At 70.5% G+C, this 19,417-nt stretch carries 14 protein-coding genes and 1 pseudogene; 5 read left to right on the top strand and 10 right to left on the bottom strand.

Annotation, left to right across the window (positions count from 1 at the left end):
- Positions 1–3: 3 nt before the first annotated feature.
- The 3 genes from N4G66_RS17235 to N4G66_RS17245 form a co-directional block, all read right to left on the bottom strand.
- Positions 4–4,161 carry a LamG domain-containing protein gene (locus tag N4G66_RS17235; RefSeq protein WP_261705001.1) on the bottom strand — a complete coding sequence of 1,386 codons (4,158 nt, stop codon included), beginning with the start codon at positions 4,159–4,161 and terminating at the stop codon, positions 4–6.
- A 580-nt stretch (positions 4,162–4,741) separates the two neighbouring features.
- Positions 4,742–6,613 carry a rhamnogalacturonan lyase gene (locus tag N4G66_RS17240; RefSeq protein ID WP_315903648.1) on the bottom strand — a complete coding sequence of 624 codons (1,872 nt, stop codon included), beginning with the start codon at positions 6,611–6,613 and terminating at the stop codon, positions 4,742–4,744.
- An 88-nt stretch (positions 6,614–6,701) separates the two neighbouring features.
- On the bottom strand, positions 6,702–7,646 hold the full coding sequence (locus N4G66_RS17245) for a helix-turn-helix transcriptional regulator (protein WP_261705002.1): 945 nt from the start codon (positions 7,644–7,646) through the stop codon (positions 6,702–6,704).
- A 213-nt stretch (positions 7,647–7,859) separates the two neighbouring features.
- On the opposite strand from N4G66_RS17245, the gene N4G66_RS17250 reads away from it, so the two are divergent.
- Together N4G66_RS17250 and N4G66_RS17255 are read left to right on the top strand one after the other, a co-directional pair.
- A complete protein-coding gene (locus N4G66_RS17250) occupies positions 7,860–8,312 on the top strand; it encodes a hypothetical protein (protein ID WP_315903649.1) in 453 nt (150 codons plus the stop codon).
- Positions 8,309–8,797 (top strand): hypothetical protein, encoded by a 489-nt coding sequence (locus tag N4G66_RS17255; protein WP_261705004.1) that lies wholly within the window; start codon positions 8,309–8,311, stop codon positions 8,795–8,797. The genes N4G66_RS17250 and N4G66_RS17255 overlap by 4 nt, the downstream gene beginning before the upstream one ends.
- A gap of 30 nt (positions 8,798–8,827) precedes the next feature.
- On the opposite strand, the gene N4G66_RS17260 is transcribed toward N4G66_RS17255, so the two are convergent.
- From N4G66_RS17260 to N4G66_RS17270, 3 genes are all read right to left on the bottom strand, one after another.
- A complete protein-coding gene (locus N4G66_RS17260; protein ID WP_261705005.1) occupies positions 8,828–9,544 on the bottom strand; it encodes a class I SAM-dependent methyltransferase in 717 nt (238 codons plus the stop codon).
- Between the two features lie 5 nt (positions 9,545–9,549).
- Complete coding sequence (locus tag N4G66_RS17265; RefSeq protein WP_261705006.1) at positions 9,550–9,855, bottom strand: 4a-hydroxytetrahydrobiopterin dehydratase; 306 nt, start codon at positions 9,853–9,855, stop codon at positions 9,550–9,552.
- Positions 9,856–10,138: 283 nt separating this feature from the next.
- On the bottom strand, positions 10,139–11,206 hold the full coding sequence (locus tag N4G66_RS17270; RefSeq protein ID WP_261705007.1) for an ADP-ribosylglycohydrolase family protein: 1,068 nt from the start codon (positions 11,204–11,206) through the stop codon (positions 10,139–10,141).
- A 27-nt stretch (positions 11,207–11,233) separates the two neighbouring features.
- Here N4G66_RS17270 and N4G66_RS17275 point away from each other — a divergent pair, with 27 nt between their 5' ends.
- The 3 genes from N4G66_RS17275 (at position 11,234) to N4G66_RS17285 (ending at position 13,996) form a co-directional block, all read left to right on the top strand.
- On the top strand, positions 11,234–12,070 hold the full coding sequence (locus N4G66_RS17275; RefSeq protein WP_261705008.1) for a helix-turn-helix domain-containing protein: 837 nt from the start codon (positions 11,234–11,236) through the stop codon (positions 12,068–12,070).
- Between the two features lie 168 nt (positions 12,071–12,238).
- The gene (locus N4G66_RS17280; RefSeq protein ID WP_261705009.1) at positions 12,239–13,102 is read left to right on the top strand and encodes a helix-turn-helix domain-containing protein; all 864 of its coding nucleotides are present in this window, start codon (positions 12,239–12,241) and stop codon (positions 13,100–13,102) included.
- Positions 13,103–13,180: 78 nt separating this feature from the next.
- Entirely contained in the window at positions 13,181–13,996 is an 816-nt protein-coding gene (locus N4G66_RS17285) for an SAM-dependent methyltransferase (RefSeq protein WP_261705010.1), read from the top strand.
- Between the two features lie 141 nt (positions 13,997–14,137).
- On the opposite strand, the gene dnaK is transcribed toward N4G66_RS17285, so the two are convergent.
- The 4 genes and pseudogenes from dnaK to N4G66_RS17305 form a co-directional block, all read right to left on the bottom strand.
- Positions 14,138–16,015 (bottom strand): molecular chaperone DnaK, encoded by a 1,878-nt coding sequence (dnaK, locus tag N4G66_RS17290; RefSeq protein WP_261705011.1) that lies wholly within the window; start codon positions 16,013–16,015, stop codon positions 14,138–14,140.
- Between the two features lie 143 nt (positions 16,016–16,158).
- Positions 16,159–16,584 (bottom strand): OsmC family protein, encoded by a 426-nt coding sequence (locus N4G66_RS17295; RefSeq protein ID WP_261705012.1) that lies wholly within the window; start codon positions 16,582–16,584, stop codon positions 16,159–16,161.
- Between the two features lie 169 nt (positions 16,585–16,753).
- Positions 16,754–17,089 (bottom strand): annotated as a pseudogene (locus N4G66_RS17300) (DUF2201 family putative metallopeptidase); the annotation flags it as partial.
- Between the two features lie 169 nt (positions 17,090–17,258).
- On the bottom strand, positions 17,259–19,337 hold the full coding sequence (locus N4G66_RS17305; RefSeq protein WP_261705095.1) for an alkaline phosphatase family protein: 2,079 nt from the start codon (positions 19,335–19,337) through the stop codon (positions 17,259–17,261).
- Positions 19,338–19,417: the final 80 nt, after the last annotated feature.

The raw sequence follows: 19,417 nt of genomic DNA on the forward strand, positions 1-19,417 counted from the left end.
GGGTCACGGACCCGGGCTGGTCGCCAGGTCGTTGCCGCTCGCCAGCGCCGCGATCTGCGTGTCGGTGGCTACGCCCTCCATGAGCCACACGTCGTCGATCTCGCCCGACCAGTTCTCGCCCCAGGTCGTGGCACCGGTCTTGGCCCGCCCGAGATCCAGGCCCTTGGTGGCGTCGAACGGTGTGACGTTCGATCTCCACGACACCGTTTCGGTACAGCTCTGGTCATTGGGCGTGCCGTCGTCGTCATCGTCGGCACACAGCGTCTGGCGCAGCTCACCGTCGACATACAGCCGGATCTGCCCGGCGAACGCGTCGTAGACGACGGCGATGTGGTTCCAGGACGTGTCGTTCTGGAAGTTGGTGTGCTGTGCCACCGAAGCGGACGCCGTGGTGGAGTCGCTGCCGGGCATGACCAGTTGCCAGGTTCCGGCGTTCGCCGGATCGGAACTGTCCGGGACGTAGCGCACCGCGAACCCGTTGGTGTTGGCCCCGGCCATACTCATCACGGTCACCGGTTTCTGCGGCCGGCCCGGACTGGTCACCCAGGCGGAGGCCGTGAATCCGGCGTTGGTGTGCACGGGTGAGACGGACGTCGAGGCGTAGGAGTCCGACGTGCCGTCCAACTGCAGCGCGCCGGTTCCGACCATGCTGCTGCCCGTGGCGTCGATGCTCGCTGCGGATCCCAGCGTCAGCGGGTGCTGGTCGGCGGCCAGGTCGTCGGGCGAGACCGCCGGGCTGCCCGACGCGCTGTCCAGCTTCCAGCGTCCCTGGACGACCGGCCGTGCGGTGTACAGATCCTGCGCCTCGGGCGCGGACAGCGCCCGGTCGTAGAGCTGTACGTCATCGATCAGACCGGGGAAGAAGGCACTTGCCACCCCGTCGTAGCGGGCGGCGCCGATCTGGAACGGGCCTCCCGCGTACCACGTGGAGTTGTAGGTGGTGGATGCCACCCACTGGCCGTTGACGTACAGCCGCAGCACGTTGGCCGTGCCGTCGTAGGACCCGAGCAGTTGGGTCCAGGCTCCGACGGGCGCCTTGGTCGTGTCACCCTGCGCCGCGCGGACGGGTACGCCGTTCGCGTCGTCGGAGTCGTACTGGTTGAAGGACCAGCCGTAGGTTGTCGAGTAGTACAGCTCGAACCCGGACTTGGAGACACCCGCCTGCGCGGCGACGATCGCCGCGTGTGTGGGTTTCTGCGTCAGTTTCGCCCAGGCCACGACGGAGAAGCTGTGCTGGTTGTTGATGTGTGGCGATCCCGTGGTGGCGTAGTCGTCCACACCGTCCAGGCTCAATGCCTTGCCGGTGGCTCCGGCGACGCCGGGGGTGGCTCCGTTCTTGAAAACGGCCGGGTTCACATCTCCCCTGCCGTGCACCTGCCGGGTGGGCTGGCCCCCGGTCGTGGCCGGTTCGTCGAGCGGGAACACCGCGCGGGCCGGGCGGCCGGGGCCGATGGGCTGCTTCTGGTAGAGGTCCGTGACCTCGCCCTGAGCCAGCGGTTTGTCGAAGATCCGCACCTCGTCGATGGTTCCGGGGAAGAAGGACGCCGCCGCGCCCCCGCCGTAGGAACCGGCGCCGATCTGCAGGCCGCGACGAGCGTCCCAGGAGGTGCTGTAGGCCGTCGTGCCGACCAGCGTGCCGTTGACGTAGAGGCTCAGCAGGTTGTTCGTGGAGCTGTACGTTCCGGCCAGGTGGACCCATTGGCCGGCCGTGACGCCGCCGCCGGTCGAAGCCATCGCCCGTACGGGCGTGGCGGTCGAGGAGTCGGCCGAGTACTGGTTGAAGACCCAGCGGTCGTACGACTTGGAGTAGTAGAGCTCGAAGCCGGGCGCGTTGTTCCCGGGTTGAGCGGCGATCACTGCCGCCGTGCCGGGAAGTCTGTCGAGCTTCACCCACGCGGCCACCGAGAAGCCGTTCCCGGTGTCGACAGTCGGGATGTCCGACTGGAGGTAGTCGTCCACGCCGTCGAAGTGGGCCGCGGTGCCGATCGCGCCGGAGACCCCGAGGGCCGGGTCGCCCACGGCGTCCAGGGTGCGCTCCCCGGCGGTGCCGACGTCCTGAGTCGCACCGGAGGCGGCGTCGAGCGACCACTGTGCCCGCGCCGGCTGCCCGGACTTCACCCGGAAGCTGTAGGTGCGGATCTCACTGCCGTTGCCGGCCTTGTCGAAAGCCTCGGCGGTGACCCAGTTCAGTCCGGGCCTGGTGGGCCTGAACCGCATGGTCTGCACACCGCCGCCGGAGGTAAGCAGGGTGTTGTCGGCGGAAGGGTCCTCGTTGATGCCGAACCAGTACTTGGTGACGTCCGTGTCCGGCACGTCGAACGTGAACGTGCCGTAGCGGCCCACTCCGTCGTACCAGGGGTCGTTCGGGTCCGATGTGTCGGACTTGGGGTAGTCACCCGACGTGATCGCCGGTCCCGCCGGCCAGTCGGTGTCCCAGTAGAAGTAGCAACCGGTGGCCGAACCGGTGGTCGACCAAGGGGAGTAGCTCCAGTACTTGCCGTCGAAGTAGTCCGCGGTGCGCGCGTACCAGTCCACGGTCTGGTTCTTCGGGATGGACGACGGCAGCGAGATGGTGAAGTCCGAACCCGACGACTTGTACCCGGTCTTCGCTGAGGTCCAGTGCGCGGTGAGGCCCTTGCCGTCGCCGGCGTCCCAGGCCGCCTGGAACTGCACGCTGACCTTGTCGCCGTCGGGATCCGTCACATTGTTCGCGGTGACCTGCGGAAGCGTTCGCACGTATTTCTTCTGGTCCGGGCTCTTGCAGGCACCGCCCGGGTCCATCTCCAGCTGGTTCATGGCGATCTGCTTCGGCGGCCGGTTGTAGGTGACGCGCAGATAGGCGTCGTCCGAGAACCGCTTCCACCCGTATTTGTCGTCCTCGCTTCCGGCGCGCAGTCCGAAGGTGGTGTACGAGGAGTCGTGCGAGGCGGCGTACTTCACGCCGTCGATCGCGTTGAACTCCACATCGCCCGCGGCACACGTGGAGTTGTAGCCCTTCGCCACGTCACGGGTGTCGATGTGGTCCAGCCAGTTGTCCGAGGAGCTGTTCCAGGTCGTGCCGGAGGTGAAGCCCTTGGTACGCCACAGCTCGACCGAGCGTCCGTCACACGTGGCCGACCAGGTTTCGTGGGCGACGAAGGTGGCGTCGATGATCTGCTTGCCGGCGAACTTCGACGTCGGGAACTTGTAGAACAGGCGCTTGGTGTCGTTCGGGGCGCAGTAGTCCCAGCCGCAGTAGCCGACACCGGCGTCGGAGTCGCCGTTGAAACGGTACTGCGGGGCACTGGCCCAGTACTTGGAGACCATCGTCCAGTCGCCCGCCTTCGGCGCGTACGACTGCGGGTCGATATACACCGGGAAGTGGGTGGCGTCGCCTTGGAGCAGCGTCTTGTCCGGGGTCAGCGTGAGCTGCGAACCGTCCGTCGACACATCGACTCCGATGGCGGCCTGCTGTGCGCCGTCCGCGGGCCCTTCCGACGGCACGTCGTCCGGCACGTCCGTACCGCTCGAGGCAACGACGCCGTCGGCCTGGGTCCTGGGCGAGGCGCCTTTGAGCGAGGCGGTCTTGGCGGTGCTCGGCGCCGCGGTCGCGGCAGAGGCCGCCGTGCCCGCGCCGGACGAGTCCCACATCACGGGTGTCCCGGCGGCGAACGCCACACCTCCGGTGGCGTCGTCGACTGCCTCGAGGCCTCCCGTGGATGACTCCTTGAGAGTGAGGCCGGGTGAGGAAACCCCCAGTTTCAGCACAGCCAGAGCCGGGTTGCTCGCCGCCTGGGCGGTGTTCACCACGAGCAACTGGTGGAACCCGTCGCCGTCGGCCCGCAGTTGGAGATCGACATCCGGCAGCACCGACGGGTATGTGACGGTGTCCGCGCTGATGTCAGGCTCCGGGAGCGGCTTCGGCCAGCTGAACGCCAGCTTCTTGCCCGCCTGTTCCAGCTGCACGAGGGGTCCCTCGCCCCCGCCGGAGAAGGTGATGCCGGTGGCCGTCGCCTTCGGGGTGACCGTGCCGTCCGCATTTCTGACGAGGGTATTGTCGATCGGCGTCCATGCGCCGTCGACCCGGGCGCGCACCGGCCGCATGTGCTCGACGGCCTCCAGCTTGCCTGCCGGCGTCGCGTACAGTTCGGACGACTCGTTGCGCCGAGAAGTGATCTCCACGTTCTGTCCGGAGGCGGCCGCCTTCCGAAGAGCTTCCTCTCCGGTGGTGGCCGTGGGCGGCGAGCCGGAGGATTCCGAGGCCGAGGTCACGGTGGCGGCAGAAGCCTGCGACCACGGTTGTACGACGGGAAGCGACCCCAACGCCAAGGCCGCCCCGACAGTCACCCCCACTAAGCATGCGGCACGACGATGAACGGCAGTCATCAGCCCCCCTTCCTCAATGGGGGCCTCCCCAGCCCCCGTTGACGCCTCTCACCTCATGGGAGAGACCTGAGAAAACGAGCTGAAACTTAAGCCCTTCCTTACCTGCCTGACCAGTAGTGATCGACAGGCCCAACGGGACATGAAGCCGCAACCAACTCAAGTCGGATGTGGCAAGTGCCGCTATTTTGCGTCCCGTTGGCGATCTTCAGATGAACGCTTGAGGATTTCCGGGCCGCGTCGGCACGGCTTCGGCATCGGCGCCGTCCACTGTCAGCACGCGTTCCGTGCGACTCCCGCGTCCGGCGCATGAATTGGGCGGCCGCCCGGGTCGGGGCGGCCGCCCTTTGATCTCACCTTGGAGGGTGACTCTCCCGGTTCACGGCGTGTACACCGTCGGCCGCGGCGCCGTCGCCATGCCGTTGCCGAGGAAGAAGCTCGGGTGCGGGGGCTGGTTGTAGGCCGTGTTCTGCCAGGCCAGGGCCGTGCGGTACTGGGTGTCGTGGAGGAGGGTGGTGATCCTCGTGGTCGTCTCGTACGGGGTGGAGTAGATCCTGAGGGCCGTGTTGTCCGTCGTCGGCCAGACGACCTCCTCGCGCCAGTCGCCGAGGATGTCGCCGGACAGGGACGGCGTCGCCTTGGTGCTGTTGTTGGAATGGACGCCCGAGCCGGTCAGCAGGCGGGTGTCGGCGGACGTGCCGTACTTGTCGATGTGGGTGTCGTCGAGGAGTTCGCGGACGGTGTCCCCGTCCCACCAGGACAGGAAGTTGACGCTGCCCGGCTTGCGGGTGGCCACCACCGTGCCCTGCGGATTGCGGACGCCGTCCGCGTGCGAGGACCAGGACTCGGCCCCCGCGCTGCCCGCCCAGACGTCCCCGGCCACACCCCGGCCGTTGTCGCCGTTGGCGGCCGTCGACCACAGGATCGTGCCGGTCTTCGCGTCCGCCATCCACGAGGCCGGCTTGGTGGAGTCCTCGTCGACCTTGAACTCCTCCAGGCCCGCGCGGGACGGGTCGAGATCGCCGACGTGCATCGCGTCGCCGTGGCCGTTCTTGGTGGTCCACAGCCCGGAGCCGTTGTCGTCCACGGCCATCGAGCCGTACACGATCTCGTCCTTGCCGTCGCCGTCGACGTCGGCCACGGACAGCTGGTGGTTGCCCTGGCCGTCGTACCCCTTGCCGCTGTTGGTCGAGGAGTCGGTGTCGAAGGTCCAGCGCCGGGTGAAGACGCCGCCCCGCCAGTCCCAGGCCGCGATGACGGTACGGGTGTAGTAGCCGCGCGCCATGACTAGGGAGGGCCGGGAGCCGTCCAAGTAGGCCGTTCCCGCGAGGAATCGGTCGACGCGGTTGCCGTACGAGTCACCCCAGGAGGAGACCGTGCCGCGCGCCGGGACGTAGTCGACGGTTCCCATGGCCGCGCCCGTCTGGCCGTTGAACATGGTCAGGTACTCGGGCCCGGACAGGACGTATCCGCTGGAGTTCCGGTAGTCGGCGGAGGAACTGCCGATCACCGTGCCCCGGCCGTCCGTTGTGCCGTCCGCCGTCTTCATGGCGACCTCGGCCTTGCCGTCGCCGTCGTAGTCGTACACCTGGAACTGTGTGTAGTGGGCGCCCGAGCGGATGTTCCTGCCCAGGTCGACGCGCCACAGACGGGTGCCGTCGAGCTTGACGCCGTCGACGATCGTGTCACCGGTGTAGCCGGACTGGGAGTTGTCCTTGGCGTTGGTCGGCTGCCACTTGAGGACGAAGTCGAGCTGCCCGTCACCGTCGAGGTCGCCGACGGACGCGTCGTTGGCCTCGTAGGTGTACGCGACACCGTCGGGGGTGGTGCCACCGGCGGGCGGGGTGATGGGCACGTCCTTGTAGCCCGTACGGAACTGGACGGCGTGCACCGAGTCGCCCTGTTCCACGCCGTTCACGATCGCGCGGACCGTGTAGTCGGCCTGCGCGGGCGCGCCCGAGTGGAAGTAGTTCGTGGAGCCGCTGACCGGGGTGGAGTTGACCAGCGTTCCGGCGCGGTAGACGTTGAACGACACGTCGTTCGGGTCGGTGCCCAGCCAGCGCCAGCTGACCAGGTTGCCGCTGTCGGTGTGGACGCTGACGACGCCCCGGTCGAGGGCTTCGACCTGCCTCGCCGTGGCGGCCTGGGCCGGACCGGCGCCGAGGGCGGTGAGTCCGGCGGCGATGAGGGCGGCGGCCGCCAGGGCGGAGCCGATCGCGCGTCTGCGGTGCTGCCTCTGCGGGTGCTGCACGGTGGATACCTCCTGGGAGGACAGACTGCTTCTGCCCTCTCAGTCGCCGCTGCCCGCACGGGAGTTGCCGCTCCGCAGCAAGCGCTCTCTACGCGTATCTGCGGGCTAGTTCGGTGACGGTGGCAGCGATGCGGGCGCGCAGTTCGGGCGGGTCCAGGACCTCGATCGCCACCCCTAGCCGCAGGAAGTCGTCGTGGGCCTGGTCCTCGGATTCGATGGGGACAGTAGCGCGCGTCCAACCGTCTTCTTCCCTGAGGCCGTTGGCCGTCACCGCCTGCGCCGCGGGCCCGCTCAGACGCGTACCGGGCGCGATCCGCACGACCGCCTCCGCCCGGTGCAGCCGCTCGTGGAAGTCCCGCTGGTACGCGGTCCAGTACGCCGCCAGATCGAACCGATCGGGCCGGGTGAACTCCTCTCCGGAGGCGGTGAGTTCGAGGATCTGGTCCACCCGGAACGTGCGCGGGCCGGGGCCGGCGACGACGTACCAGCGTCCCGCCTTCAGGACGAGCCCGTACGGCTCCAGCCGGCGCTCCACGTCGGTGGGTTCGCGCCAGCGGCGGTAGCGGATGTGCAGGACGCGGCCGTTCCAGACGGCGTCGGCGACGGCGGCGAGGTACGGGGTCTCGTCGGCGTCCGCGTACCAGCCCGGCGCGTCCAGGTGGAAGCGGCCGCTGACCCGGTCGGCGTGCTCGCGCAGTTCGGCCGGGAGGGCGGCGCGCACCTTGAGCTGAGCCGCGGCGAGCACCGAGCCGAGCCCGAGTTCGGCGGCGGGTCCGGGTACCCCGGCGAGGAAGAGGGCCTCGGCCTCCTCGGTGGTGAGGCCGGTGAGACGGGTGCGGTAGCCGTCGAGCAGCCGGTAGCCGCCCGCGTGACCCGCGTCGCCGTACAGCGGGACGCCCGCCGCGCCGAGCGCCTCGACATCCCGGTACACCGTCCGCACCGACACCTCCAGTTCCCCGGCGAGCTGGGCGGCGGTCAGTCTGCCGCGGGTCTGGAGCAGCAGCAGGATCGAGATGAGACGGCTGGACTTCACTGACACATGGTGTCAGTGAAGTGGGCCTAGCGTCCTGTCATGGCTTCAGCGACCTCCACCACCTCCACGAAGACCGGTATGTCCGCGGACCCCGGCGCCGCTTCCACGGACGCCGGCACCTCCGCGGCCTCGACCGGCTCCGCGACCTTCGCGGCAGCGCCCGCCTCCACTCCGCCCGGGGCCTCCGCGTCCTTCAGGGAGAAGTTCCTGACCGTGCCGCCGCCCATCGAGGTGGCGGGGCGGCGGATCAAGCGGTACCACGTCACCGCGGACCCGGCCGGTATCGAGCCCGAGGTCGAGCGGGCGGCGTACGCGATGCTGCCGCGGCTGCTCCCCGAGCCGGACGGCACCCCGCCCGCCACCTTCGTCGTCCTGCACCGGGGCGGTGACGACGGCGCCTACCTCAACGCGTACAGCTGGGTGTGGGACAACGTCCTGCACTTCCGGGGCGCCGCCGCGGGTCAGCCGGTACTGGGCTGCCCCGACCGGGATCCGGCGCACTTCGTCACCGTGGACCTCCCGTGGATCGGCTGCGTCTGGGAGCTGCCACCGATCCTGCACGAGCGGGACGCCTGGGTGCGGTATCTGCTCGCCTCCGAAGTACCGGACCTGGAGGCCTACTTGACCGACTCGCTGCCCGAAGGAACCACGGGGGACCGCACATGAGCAACGCCCGCGACAACGCCGACGCCCGCGACTTCGACTTCCTCCGCGGAGACTGGGACGTCGTCAACCGCCGCCGCGCCGACTTCCTCGATCCGGAGAGCGACTGGGAGGAGTTCCCGGCCGTCAGCCGCTGCTGGAACCTGTTCGGCGGGGCGGCGAACATCGACGAGATCGACGTACCGAGCCAGGGGTGGACCGGGCTGACACTGCGGCTCTTCGACGTGGAGAGCGAGCAGTGGTCGCTGAACTGGTCCTCCAGCCGCAGCGGGAGGCTGTTCCCGCCGGTGCTCGGGCGGTTCGGGCCGGACGGGCGGGGCGAGTTCCACGGCGACGACACCCATGACGGGAAGGACGTGCGGGTGCGGTTCGTGTGGTCGGGGATCTCGGAGACGACGGCCCGGTGGGAGCAGGCGTTCTCGCTGGACGGGGAGAACACCTGGCTGACCAACTGGACCATGGAGTTCACGCGGAGGACGGCCGACTGACGGCCGTCCGGTATGGCGCCGGGCCGGGGGTCAGGCCTTGCGGTACGCCCTCAAGGTGAACTCGGGTTCCTGGCGCGGGACATCCGGGTCCGGCAGCGTCTCGATGCGGTCCGCGAGTTGGAGGCCACCGGACGCGTAGAGCTCACCGGTCCGGATGGAGTGGGCGACGCGGCGGGGGGTCCGGCCCTGACCGTGGCCCCGGAAACGGGCCGTGCCGCTCGGGGCCAGGCCGTGCCCGGCAGCATACGCCGTGACGCGTTCGGCCCCGTCCGCGGCCCGTTCGGTGCGATAGGGGGCGGCCAACGCGTCCATGTCGCTGCCGACATGATGGGCGACGGCCTTGTCGACGGTGGTGACGAGCACACCGCCGGGGCGCAGAACGCGCGCCGCCTCGGCGACGACAGGGCCGGCGTCGTCCAGCAGGTGCAGCAGCCAGATGACCGAGACGGCGTCGAACGAGCCACCGGGAAAAGGGAGTTGGCGGCAGTCGGCCAGGACGACGGCCCCCGGCAGGCGCACAGCGGCCCTGCGCGTCATGCCGTACGCCGCGTCCATGCCCGTCACCCTGAGACCCGGCCGCCCGGCGGCGAGCCGGCGGGTCACGATGCCGGTGCCGCAGGCCAGGTCGAGCAGGCTGCGGGCGTCGTCGGGGACCAGCGCGAGCACGGCGTCGGCGGCCGCGGCGGCCCGTGGCTCGCCGCCGCGCGTCGCGTCGTACCCGTCGGCTTCCTTGTCGTAGTCCAGCACAGGGGTCAGTTCGCCCCGTGGCCCGGCGCGAGGTCCTCCACCCTGCGGGCGAGGTCGAAGTCGAGCGCGGTGACGGCGCCGCCGACGCTGTGCGTGTTCACGGTGAGGGCGATCGTGTTGTAGCCGAGGGTGAGGTCGGAGTGGTGGTCGAGCTCCTCCTGCACCTGGGCGATGTGCACGACCATCGCGGTCGCCGCGAAGTGCGAGCCGAGCCGGTAGGTACGGGCGAGCCGGTCACCCTCCAGTGACCAGCCGGGCAGCTCCGCCAGCCGTTCCTCGATCTCCTTCTGCGCCAGCGGTTCGACGGCCATGGAATGGATCCCTTCGTACGGCGGGTGAGACGCGCGGGGCGATGTGTTCGCAGTGATGAGACGCGCGGGTGGGTGTGTTCGGAGCGAGGTGTACGGGGCCGGGTGTGCGGAGTCAGGTGTTCGGGGTGCGCCCGTCTCTCAGCGTGCCACAGGCGTCCCGGGTCGGCAGGGCACGCGGGTGCGTCTCACCGGCGGCGCGGCCGACCCGGGCAGGGATCGTACGGTCCGCGGCCCGGTGTCGTGCGGGAGACCGGGAATCGGCGGCCCGCAGCGGTCCCCGCGCTCACCGCCGTACGCACTCCGTCGCGAAGTCGTCCGCCAGGAGCGTGATCGTCGAGCGGCCCTCGATCCGTTCCAGCCATTCCTGGGGGAGCCCGTGGTCGCCGTGCCGGGCGCCGAGGAGGTTGCCGCAGATCGCGCCCGTGGAATCACTGTCGCCGGAGTGGTTCACGGACAGGAGCAGGGCGTCGGTGACCCGGGGCGCGGCGAGAGCGCAGTAGACGGCGATGGCCAGGGCCTCCTCGGCGATCCAGCCGGCGCCGAGGGATTCGACCTTCTCGGCGGTCGGAGCGTCTTCGGAGGCGAGGTCGAGGGCGCGGTTCAGGGCGGCCGCGGTCTCCTCGTGCCCGGGATGGCTGGCGAGCAGCCGCAGCGCGCGCAGGACGGCGCCCTCCAGGGAGTCCCCGGAGACGAGGTGGGCGACGATCGCGGCGAGGGCTCCGGAGGCGTAGTACCCCGTGGGGTGGCCATGGGTCGTCTGGGCGCAGCGGGCGGCCATGCCGAACACGGTCTCGGCCGGGGCGCGGGTGAGTCCGAAGGGCGCCGAGCGCATGACCGCGCCGCATCCTTTGGAGTCCGGATTCACCGGTCCGGGCAGCCCCAGCTCGCTCATCGGGTCGGGAAAATGGTCCTGCTGGAGTCCGGAGAGGCACGCGTTGCCGGGCGCCCGGCGGGCGTACAGCCAGGTCTGCGCGGCGAGTCCGCCATGGACGTCCGGGCCGGGTCCGGGCTCGGTCTGCGTGTCCAGCCACCGCCCGTACGCCCACCGCACCAGCCGTGACCAGCCGCCCCCGATGCCCTTGAGCCGTTCGCGTGCGTGCGCCTGCTGGAGGCCCTCCACCGTGAACAGGGTCATCTGGGTGTCGTCGCTGATCCGGCCCACCACCCCGTCGGTGTCGGGGACCGGCCCGCTCACCCCGCGCGGTCCGTGCGCGGCGCGGATCCGGTCCAGGGAGTCGAACTCGACGGGGTAGCCGAGTGCGTCGCCGAGCGCGCCGCCCAGCAGGCAGCCGCGGACGCGTGCCCGGTAGAGGGCCTCCGCTTCCCAGGACAGGTTCCACAGGTCGTTCACGTACCACTCCTCGACTACGGTCCTCGTATGAGCATTGTCCCGTCCCGTCCCGCTGCCGCCTCAAGTGCCCCCGCCGACGGGGGTGTCGGACCGCTGCTGCGCGGCTGGCGGGAGGAGCGGCGGGTGAGTCAGCTGGAGCTGGCACTGCGGGCGGGCTCCTCGGCCCGTCACATCAGTTTCGTCGAGACGGGCCGCTCCCGTCCCAGTGAGGAGATGGTGCTGCGGCTCGCCGAACACCTCGACGTGCCGGTGCGGGAGCGCAACGCGCTGCTGCTCGCGGCCGGTTACGCCCCGCACTATCCGGAGACCCCGCTCGACGACCCCTCGATGGACGCGCTGCGCGAGGGCGTGGAACGGCTGATCGAGGCCTACGAGCCCTATCCGGCGCTGGTGGTCGACGCGACGTACGACGTCCTGGCCGCGAACCGTGGCATCGCCATGCTGCTGGAGGGCGTCCCGGACCGGCTCCTCGTGCCGCCGCTGAACGCGATACGGCTGGCCCTCCACCCGGACGGCCTGGCGCCGCGCATCCGCAATCTGCGCGCGTGGCGTGACCATCTGCTCGCCCAGATGGACCGGCAGATCGCGCTGCGCCGTTCGGGGCCGCTGCGCGCGCTCTACGAGGAGGTGGCGGCGTATCCGGTCCCGGACCTGGACGCGGCCGAGGACGACGAGGCCCTCGGCCCGGCACCCCGTTTCGCGCTCCCCCTGCGGATCGAGCACGAGGGCCGGGTGCTGTCGTTCATCTCGTCCATCTCCACGTTCAACACCCCGATGGACGTGACGGTCGCCGAGCTGGCCATCGAGACGTTCCTTCCGGCGGACCCGGCGACGGCCAAGTACCTTCATTGGCCGCGTTCGTGATGGTCGGTCACCGGCTGCGGCCCGGTGCTCGGATCGCGGGGCGCGATGCGCATCAGGAGCGCCGCACCTCAAATCGCCCTGGATCTCGATGTGTTGAGGCCAACCTCTGATGCTTCTCCACGAACATGGCACACTGCACGCATACTTCGGCGCGTGGGGAGGCGTGGCGTGAGTGAGCGGCGACCAGCACCCACGGTGGGGCAAGTGGTTCTGGGGCGACGGCTGCAGGAGCTGCGCGAGGCCGCGGGCCTGAAACGGGAAGAGGCGGCACGTGTGCTGCGGGTCGCCCCGGCGACCGTGCGGCGGATGGAAATGGCCGAGGTCGCCCTCAAGATCCCTTACGTACAGGTGCTGTTGACGACGTACCGGGTGGCCGACGACGAGGCGGACGCCTTCGTGGCGCTCGCCGAGGAGGCGAACGAGCCGGGCTGGTGGCAGCGGTACCACGACGTTCTGCCGGACTGGTTCAGCATGCACGTCAGCCTGGAGGGCGCGGCCCGGCTGATCCGCTCGTACGAACCGCACTTCGTGCCGGGGCTGTTGCAGACCGAGGAGTACGCGCGGGCCGTGCTGGAGGCCGGGACGGTCGGACAGACGGGCGCCGATGCCATCGACCGGCATGTGGCACTGCGCATGAAGCGGCAGGCGCTGCTCACTCGCGAGAACCCTCCCCACCTCTGGGTGATCATGGACGAGACGGCGTTGCTGCGTCCGGTGAGCAGCCGGGGTGAGGTGATGCGCGACCAGATGGACCGGCTCCTCGAATGGATCGAGCTCGATCACATCACCTTCCAGGTCGCGGAGTTCGCGGCCGGCCCGCACCCGGGGACGTACACATCCTTCGCGCTGTTCCGGTTCGCCGAGCCGGAGCTGCCGGACATCGTCTACAGCGAGTACGTGACCGGCGCGCTCTACCTCGACGCGCGCGAGGAGGTGGCTCTGCACCTGGAGGTGCTGGACCACATGTCGGCCCACGCCGCCTCCGCCCAGCGCACCACGGAGATCCTCCGGGAGTTCCGCCGGAACTACTGAGCAGGCCGGCCGGGCCGGACATCCGCGCGAAGACGATCGCAGCACCGGACACCCCGAAGACGACCGAGGAGCAGACGCATGACCGGACCCGACGCGGCGCCCACCAGGATCGACACCAGCCGGCCCCATCCGGCCCGTGTCTACGACTGGTGGCTGGGCGGCAAGGACAACTATCCGGTGGACGAGGAGCTGGCCCGCAAGATCCTCGCCACGGACTCGACCGCCGTGCGCGGGGCACGGGCCAATCGCCGCTTCATGCACCGCGCGACACGGGCCGCCGCGCAGGCGGGTATCCGTCAGTTCCTGGACATCGGTACGGGCATCCCCACCCAGCCCAACCTTCACCAGGTGGCCCAGCAGGTCGCTCCGGACGCCAGGATCGTGTACGCGGACAACGATCCGATCGTGCTGCGCCACGCGGAGGCGCTGTTGCACGGCTCCCCCGAGGGCAGCACCGACTACGTACACGCCGATGTCCGCGACCCGGAAACCATCCTGCGGCTGGCGGGCGAGTGCCTGGACCTCAAGCAGCCCGTCGCGCTGTCGCTGGTCGCGCTCACCCACTACCTGGACGCCGACACCGACGGTGACGACGTCCACGGCCTGCTCGAGCAGTACGTGGACGCTCTCGCCCCCGGCAGTCGGCTCACCCTGTCGCAGGTCACCGCCGATATCAGCCCTGAGGGCGTCGCGAAGGCCTCCGAGCTGTTCCGGCGCAGCGGCACCCCCTTCTTCCCGCGCGCCCGGGACGAGTTCTCCCGGTTCTTCGACGGTCTGGAACTCCTCGACCCCGGAGTCGTCCCGGTCTTCGACTGGCACCCGGAGAGGGAGGACGTGATCGCCGCCAAGGAAGGCGTCGCGCCCTTGTACGCCGGGGTCGGGCTCAAGCACTGAGCGGTCCACGTGGGCCCCGGGGTCACCGGGGTCACCGGCCCGGCCCACCCGACCGGGGCGGCGGAGCCCGTCGTCCACCCGGCGCGACAGCCGGACAGGCCGACAGCCGGGCAGCTTCGGCACCGCTCGTGATCAATACGCCTAAGCGGCGCCGTCCTTCGTGCTCCCGTCCCGGTCCTCGTCCACGATCTCCGCGTCCACCACGCCCTCGTCCTCGCCCGGGGCGTGCTCGGTGGGCGGCTGGTCCTCCGGGGACGACTGCTGCTGGGCCCGGGAGTACATGGCCTGGCCCATCTGCTGGCTGACGGTGGCCAGTTTGTCGATGGCGCCGCGCAGGGCGGGGGTGTCGGCGGAGGAGTCCTCCAGGAGCTGTTTCAGTTCGGCGGCCGCCGAGGCGACCTCGGCCTGCGTGTCGGTGGGGATGCGCTCGTCGTTCTCCCGGACGAACTTCTCGGTCTGGTAGACGAGTTGCTCGCCGTGGTTGCGGGTCTCGGCGACCTCCCGGCGACGCCGGTCCTCCTCGGCGTACTGCTCGGCCTCACGCACCATGCGGTCGATGTCGGGCTTGGGCAGCGCCGAGCCGCCGGTCACGGTCATCTTCTGCTCGCGCCCGGTGGCCAGGTCCTTCGCCGAGACGTGCATGATCCCGTTGGCGTCGATGTCGAAGGCGACCTCGATCTGCGGGACCCCGCGCGGCGCGGGCGGCAGACCTGTGAGGTCGAAGACACCGAGCTTCTTGTTGTACGCGGCGATCTCGCGCTCGCCCTGGTAGACCTGGATGCCGACCGAGGGCTGGTTGTCGGCGGCCGTCGTGAAGATCTCCGAACGCCGCGTCGGAATCGTGGTGTTGCGCTCGATGAGCGTGGTCATGATGCCGCCCTTGGTCTCGATGCCGAGGGACAGCGGGGTGACGTCGAGGAGCAGCACGTCCTTCACGTCGCCCCGGATCACACCGGCCTGGAGGCCGGCGCCGACGGCCACGACCTCGTCCGGGTTGACGCCCTTGTGCGGGTCCTTGCCGGTGAGTTCCTTCACCAGGTCGGTGACGGCGGGCATCCGGGTGGACCCGCCGACCAGGATGACGTGGTCGACGGCGGACAGCTTCACACCGGCGTCCTTGACCGCCAGATGGAAGGGGGTCTTGCAGCGATCGAGCAAATCGGCCGTCAGTTCCTGGAACTGAGCGCGCGTCAACTTCTCGTCGAGGTGCAGCGGGCCTTCGGCGGTGGCGGTGATGTAGGGCAGGTTGACGTTGGTCTCGGTGGCCGAGGACAGCTCGATCTTGGCCTTCTCGGCACCCTCGCGGAGCCGCTGCAGTGCCATCTTGTCGTGGCCGAGATCGATGCCGTGCGCGGCCTTGAAGCGCTGCGCGAGGTGCTCGACGATCCGCTGGTCCCAGTCGTCGCCGCCGAGCCGGGTGTCACCGTTGGTCGCCTTGACCTCGATGACTCCGTCGCCGATCTCCAGGAGCGAGACGTCGAAGGTGCCGCCGCCGAGGTCGAAGACGAGGACGGTCTGCTCCTCGCCGCGGTCGAGCCCGTACGCCAGGGCGGCGGCCGTCGGTTCGTTGATGATCCGTAAGACCTTCAGGCCCGCGACCTCGCCCGCTTCCTTGGTGGCCTGGCGCTGTGCGTCGTCGAAGTAGGCGGGCACGGTGATCACGGCGTCCGTGACGTCCTCGCCGAGATAGGCCTCGGCGTCCCGTTTCAGTTTCTGCAGCACTCGCGCGGAGAGCTCCTGCGCGCGGTAGCGGGTGCCGTCGACGGTGCCCGTCTCGGGAAACCGCCAGGTCACATCGCCCATGTACCGTTTCACGGACCGCGCGGTGCGCTCCACGTTCGTCACGGCCTGCCGTTTGGCGACCTCGCCGACCAGCACCTCGCCGTTCTTGGCGAAGGCCACCACCGAGGGCGTGGTGCGCGCCCCCTCGGCATTGGCGACGACCGTCGCCTCACCCCCTTCCAGTACGGCCACCACCGAGTTCGTCGTACCGAGATCGATTCCGACCGCACGTCCCATGTCCGTCCCCTTCCGCCAGGGCTCTGCCCGCCCTCAAGCACAAGACGCGCGTTACCGCTTGTCAATGGCGCGGACGGCCGGGCAGGGGCGGACACACCGATGCCGCGCCCCCTCGGGGAGGACGCGGCATCGGTGTACGAGCGTCAGGCGAGCTTGGCCGACAGGGTGATCGTCGTACCGGTCAGGGCCTGGCTGACCGGGCAGTTCTTCTTGGCGTCCTCGGCCGCCGCGACGAAGCCGTCGTTGTCGAGGCCCGGCACCGTTCCCTCCACCGTGAGGTGGATGCCGGTGATGCCCTCGCCGGGCTGGAAGGTGACGTCGGCATTGGTGAGGAGCTTGGTGGGCGGGGTGCCGGCACCCGCGAGGGCGTGCGACAGCGCCATGGAGAAGCAGCTGGAGTGGGCCGCCGCGATCAGTTCCTCGGGGCTGGTCTTGCCGTTCGCGTCCTGGGCCCGCGACGCCCACGTCACCGGCTGCTGGCCGATGCCGGAGGAGTCGAAGGTGACGACGCCGTTGCCCTCGAGCAGGTTGCCTTCCCACACGGTGTGTGCGGTGCGCGTGGTTGCCACGATGATTCCTTTCGGGTGTGGTCCCGTTGCCGGGGTCCGTGCCCCCATCCGATCACACCTGGGGCCGGTGCACCTCGCGGATCGGGCGGCGACCTGCCGGGGCGTGTCCGGGTTTTCCCCCGACGAGGGCCGCGGAGCCACCTGCTGACGCACCGTCGAGGAGGGCTCGGGTCACCCGGAAGACCGGTCCGCGCGCGGCGAACGGGAGCCGTGCGCTCTGCGGGATCGGACAGGCGTGCTCGCGCCGCACCCGCAGAACGTCGCAGTATCCGTCCGTGATCACCAGGACGGGCGCGCCCGGCGGGAAGTCGTCGGCGCGGTGCAGCAGATCGATGCCCGGCTGCAGCACGGTGCCACCGCGCCCGCGCACCCGCACCCGTCCGGCGATCACCGGCAGACAGCCCGCGTCGTGCGGTGCGGCGTCGCAGAACACGACACGGGCGGCCGGTACGTCACGGGCCTCGGCGTACGAGACGATGGCGCCCAGCGCCTTGCCGAGCAGGTGCGGTCCGTGATTCCCCCCCGACCGGCATCGCTGATCGACTTGTTGAGCCCGGCCTTCCTCCCATTTTCGGCGCGCACGTCTTCGTCGCCCGGTGGTCCAGCCGTCCGGTGGTCCGGTGGTCCGGTGCCCAGTTGCCGGGTCGCCCGGTCGGTCCCGGGGAGGGCCCCGCTCAGGCGGCGCGCTCGTCCGGGCGGGCCGGCAGCGGTACTTGGGGGCCGTCGCACTCACGCAACCAGCGACGCAGCACGTCGTGCACCCGCTCCGCGCCGACCAGTTCGGTGCCGGCGCCGATGAATTCAGTGTTCCTACCTGCGAGTTCGGTGTCCGCACCGGCGAGTTCGGTGTTCGTGCCGACCGGCGTGGACCGGGCGACCGGCACGGACAGGGCGACCGGGGAGAGCAGGAAGGGCCGCCCCTGGGCGCCGCCGAGCCCGCCGTGCGAACCGATCTGCTCCTCGAAGGCGAGGACTTCGCCCTCGACGGGGTCGTACGAGGAGTTGACCATGATGTCGGCGGTGTGCGGGAAGGAGTGCGTGCGCCGCACGGCGTCGGCGGCTCCGGGGCCGAAATCGGCCAGTGGGCCCGGGTGTTCGTCGTCGAGGCGGTCCATCGGCACCTCGGTGCCGTGCGCCCCGAGCACGAGGCCGCCGTGCTCCTCACTGCGGACCAGGAGGAAGCCGACGCCGGGGTGGTTGGCGAGCGTGGACAGCAGCGCGGGGTGGCGGCGGTCGATCTCCTCCCGGCTCATCCGGTGCGGAACGTCGGGGAAGGAGACGAGACCGAGGTTGCCGGAGGCCAGGACGAGGGGCTCCGAGCGACGCCCCGACATTCCGCGCCGCTCCTCGCGCTCCTCGACCGGCCTGCGCAGCGCGGCGCGTACGGCGGTCCGCGCCTCGGCGCCGCTGTGGGTCCTCTGGGCCTTGCGGGGCACGGGCAGCCCGCAGCCGGCCCGGACCAGATTGCCGAGACTGAGGCCGTAGCGGGTCAGGAAGGTCTCCCCGGGGCTCTGGCCGTGGTCGGAGAGCACGACGATCCGGTACGGGCGCGGGGCGTGCTCGGCGACCTTCTCGATCAGCGCGAGCGACCGGTCGAGCCGCTCCAGGATCTTCTCGGCGTCCCGGCTCCGCGGCCCGGAGTGGTGTGCCACTTCGTCGTACGCCACCAGGTCCGCGTAGACCGCGTTGCGCCCGGCGAGCATGTCGCCGATCACCGCGGCGACCACGACGTCCCGCTCGACGACGGTCGCGAAGGCGCGGACGAAGGGGTACAGCCCGCCGCGCTTGACCCGGGGCCGTCGCTGCTCGATCCGGGCCCAGGTGGACTGACCCGTCTCTCTGAAGACCTCGGCGACGAACGACATCGCCGTACGGACGGCGTTGGCCGGGTCGGAGAAGTACGCGAAGTAGCCCGCCCGCGAGCGGTTGTCCCGTCCCCTGCGCGCGGCCACGGACAGCACGAGGGCGAGCTCGTCGGCGCCGCCGCTGAAGAGGTTGCCGCGGCTCGCGCCGCCGACGGCGAGCAGGCCCCCGTCGCCGGTGTGCGCGACGGCCCGGCGCTGCAGTTCGGCGGCGCTGGTCGGCCGGTTGCAGACCATGACCTCCTGGGTGTCCTTCTCGTACCACCGGAAGGCCGGGACGTCGTGGTTGGTGCCGTGCAGGATGCCCAGCTGGCTGGCGCCGGTCTGGCTGGACCAGTCGGTGCGCCACGGGGTGAGCCGGTGGGTGGGACGGGTACCGCCCAGCCATCGGGCCGCGGTCGGCATCAGCCCCTTGCCGATCGCCTCCAGCAGTACGTCGTGCCCGACCCCGTCGAGCTGGAGGAAGACCGCACCGTGCGTCGAGGGACCGGGCTGCCCGGTGGAGCGCCGACGGCGGCGGTCGGCGAGGCGGTAGAGCCGGCGGCGGTACGCGTCGTCGTCCCGTACGGCGAGGGCGGCGCCGGTGGCCGAGGCGACGGCGGACATCACGGCGGCCACGACCACGGCGGTCTCGGGGGCCGCCTCACCGTGCCCGGAGGGGTTGAGCCGCAGGGCGATCAGCAGCAGCGAGCCGTTCAGGAAGAAGACGAGCAGACCGAGCACCAGGGCGGGGACGAGCAGCAGGGCCCGCACGAGCAGGGGCCACACCAGCGAGGACAGAAGGCCGAAGACGCCCGCCCCGGCCGCCGCGGTGACGGCGATCCGGGTCGCACTGTCCCCGCTGTCCGACTGCAACCGGAAATCGGGCAGCGCACCGGCGAGGACGAGCATCGTGACCGTGGACACGGCCCACACCGTGATAGCCCGACCCACTGCGCCGGCGACGCGCCGCCAACGTCCTCCGTCCACGC

Origin of the sequence: Streptomyces rhizosphaerihabitans (genome assembly GCF_025399795.1) — a bacterium.
GTDB classification, from domain to species: Bacteria; Actinomycetota; Actinomycetes; order Streptomycetales; family Streptomycetaceae; genus Streptomyces; species Streptomyces rhizosphaerihabitans.

Excerpts from the sequence above, each read along its gene's own strand:
- N4G66_RS17265 (WP_261705006.1), bottom strand. The coding sequence starts at position 9,855 with ATGGCCGTCGAACCGCTGGCGCAGAAGGAGATCGAGGAACGGCTGGCG.
- N4G66_RS17285 (WP_261705010.1), top strand. The coding sequence starts at position 13,181 with ATGACCGGACCCGACGCGGCGCCCACCAGGATCGACACCAGCCGGCCC.
- N4G66_RS17255 (WP_261705004.1), top strand. The coding sequence starts at position 8,309 with ATGAGCAACGCCCGCGACAACGCCGACGCCCGCGACTTCGACTTCCTC.
- N4G66_RS17305 (WP_261705095.1), bottom strand. The coding sequence starts at position 19,337 with ATGCTCGTCCTCGCCGGTGCGCTGCCCGATTTCCGGTTGCAGTCGGAC.
- N4G66_RS17275 (WP_261705008.1), top strand. The coding sequence starts at position 11,234 with ATGAGCATTGTCCCGTCCCGTCCCGCTGCCGCCTCAAGTGCCCCCGCC.
- dnaK (WP_261705011.1), bottom strand. The coding sequence starts at position 16,015 with ATGGGACGTGCGGTCGGAATCGATCTCGGTACGACGAACTCGGTGGTG.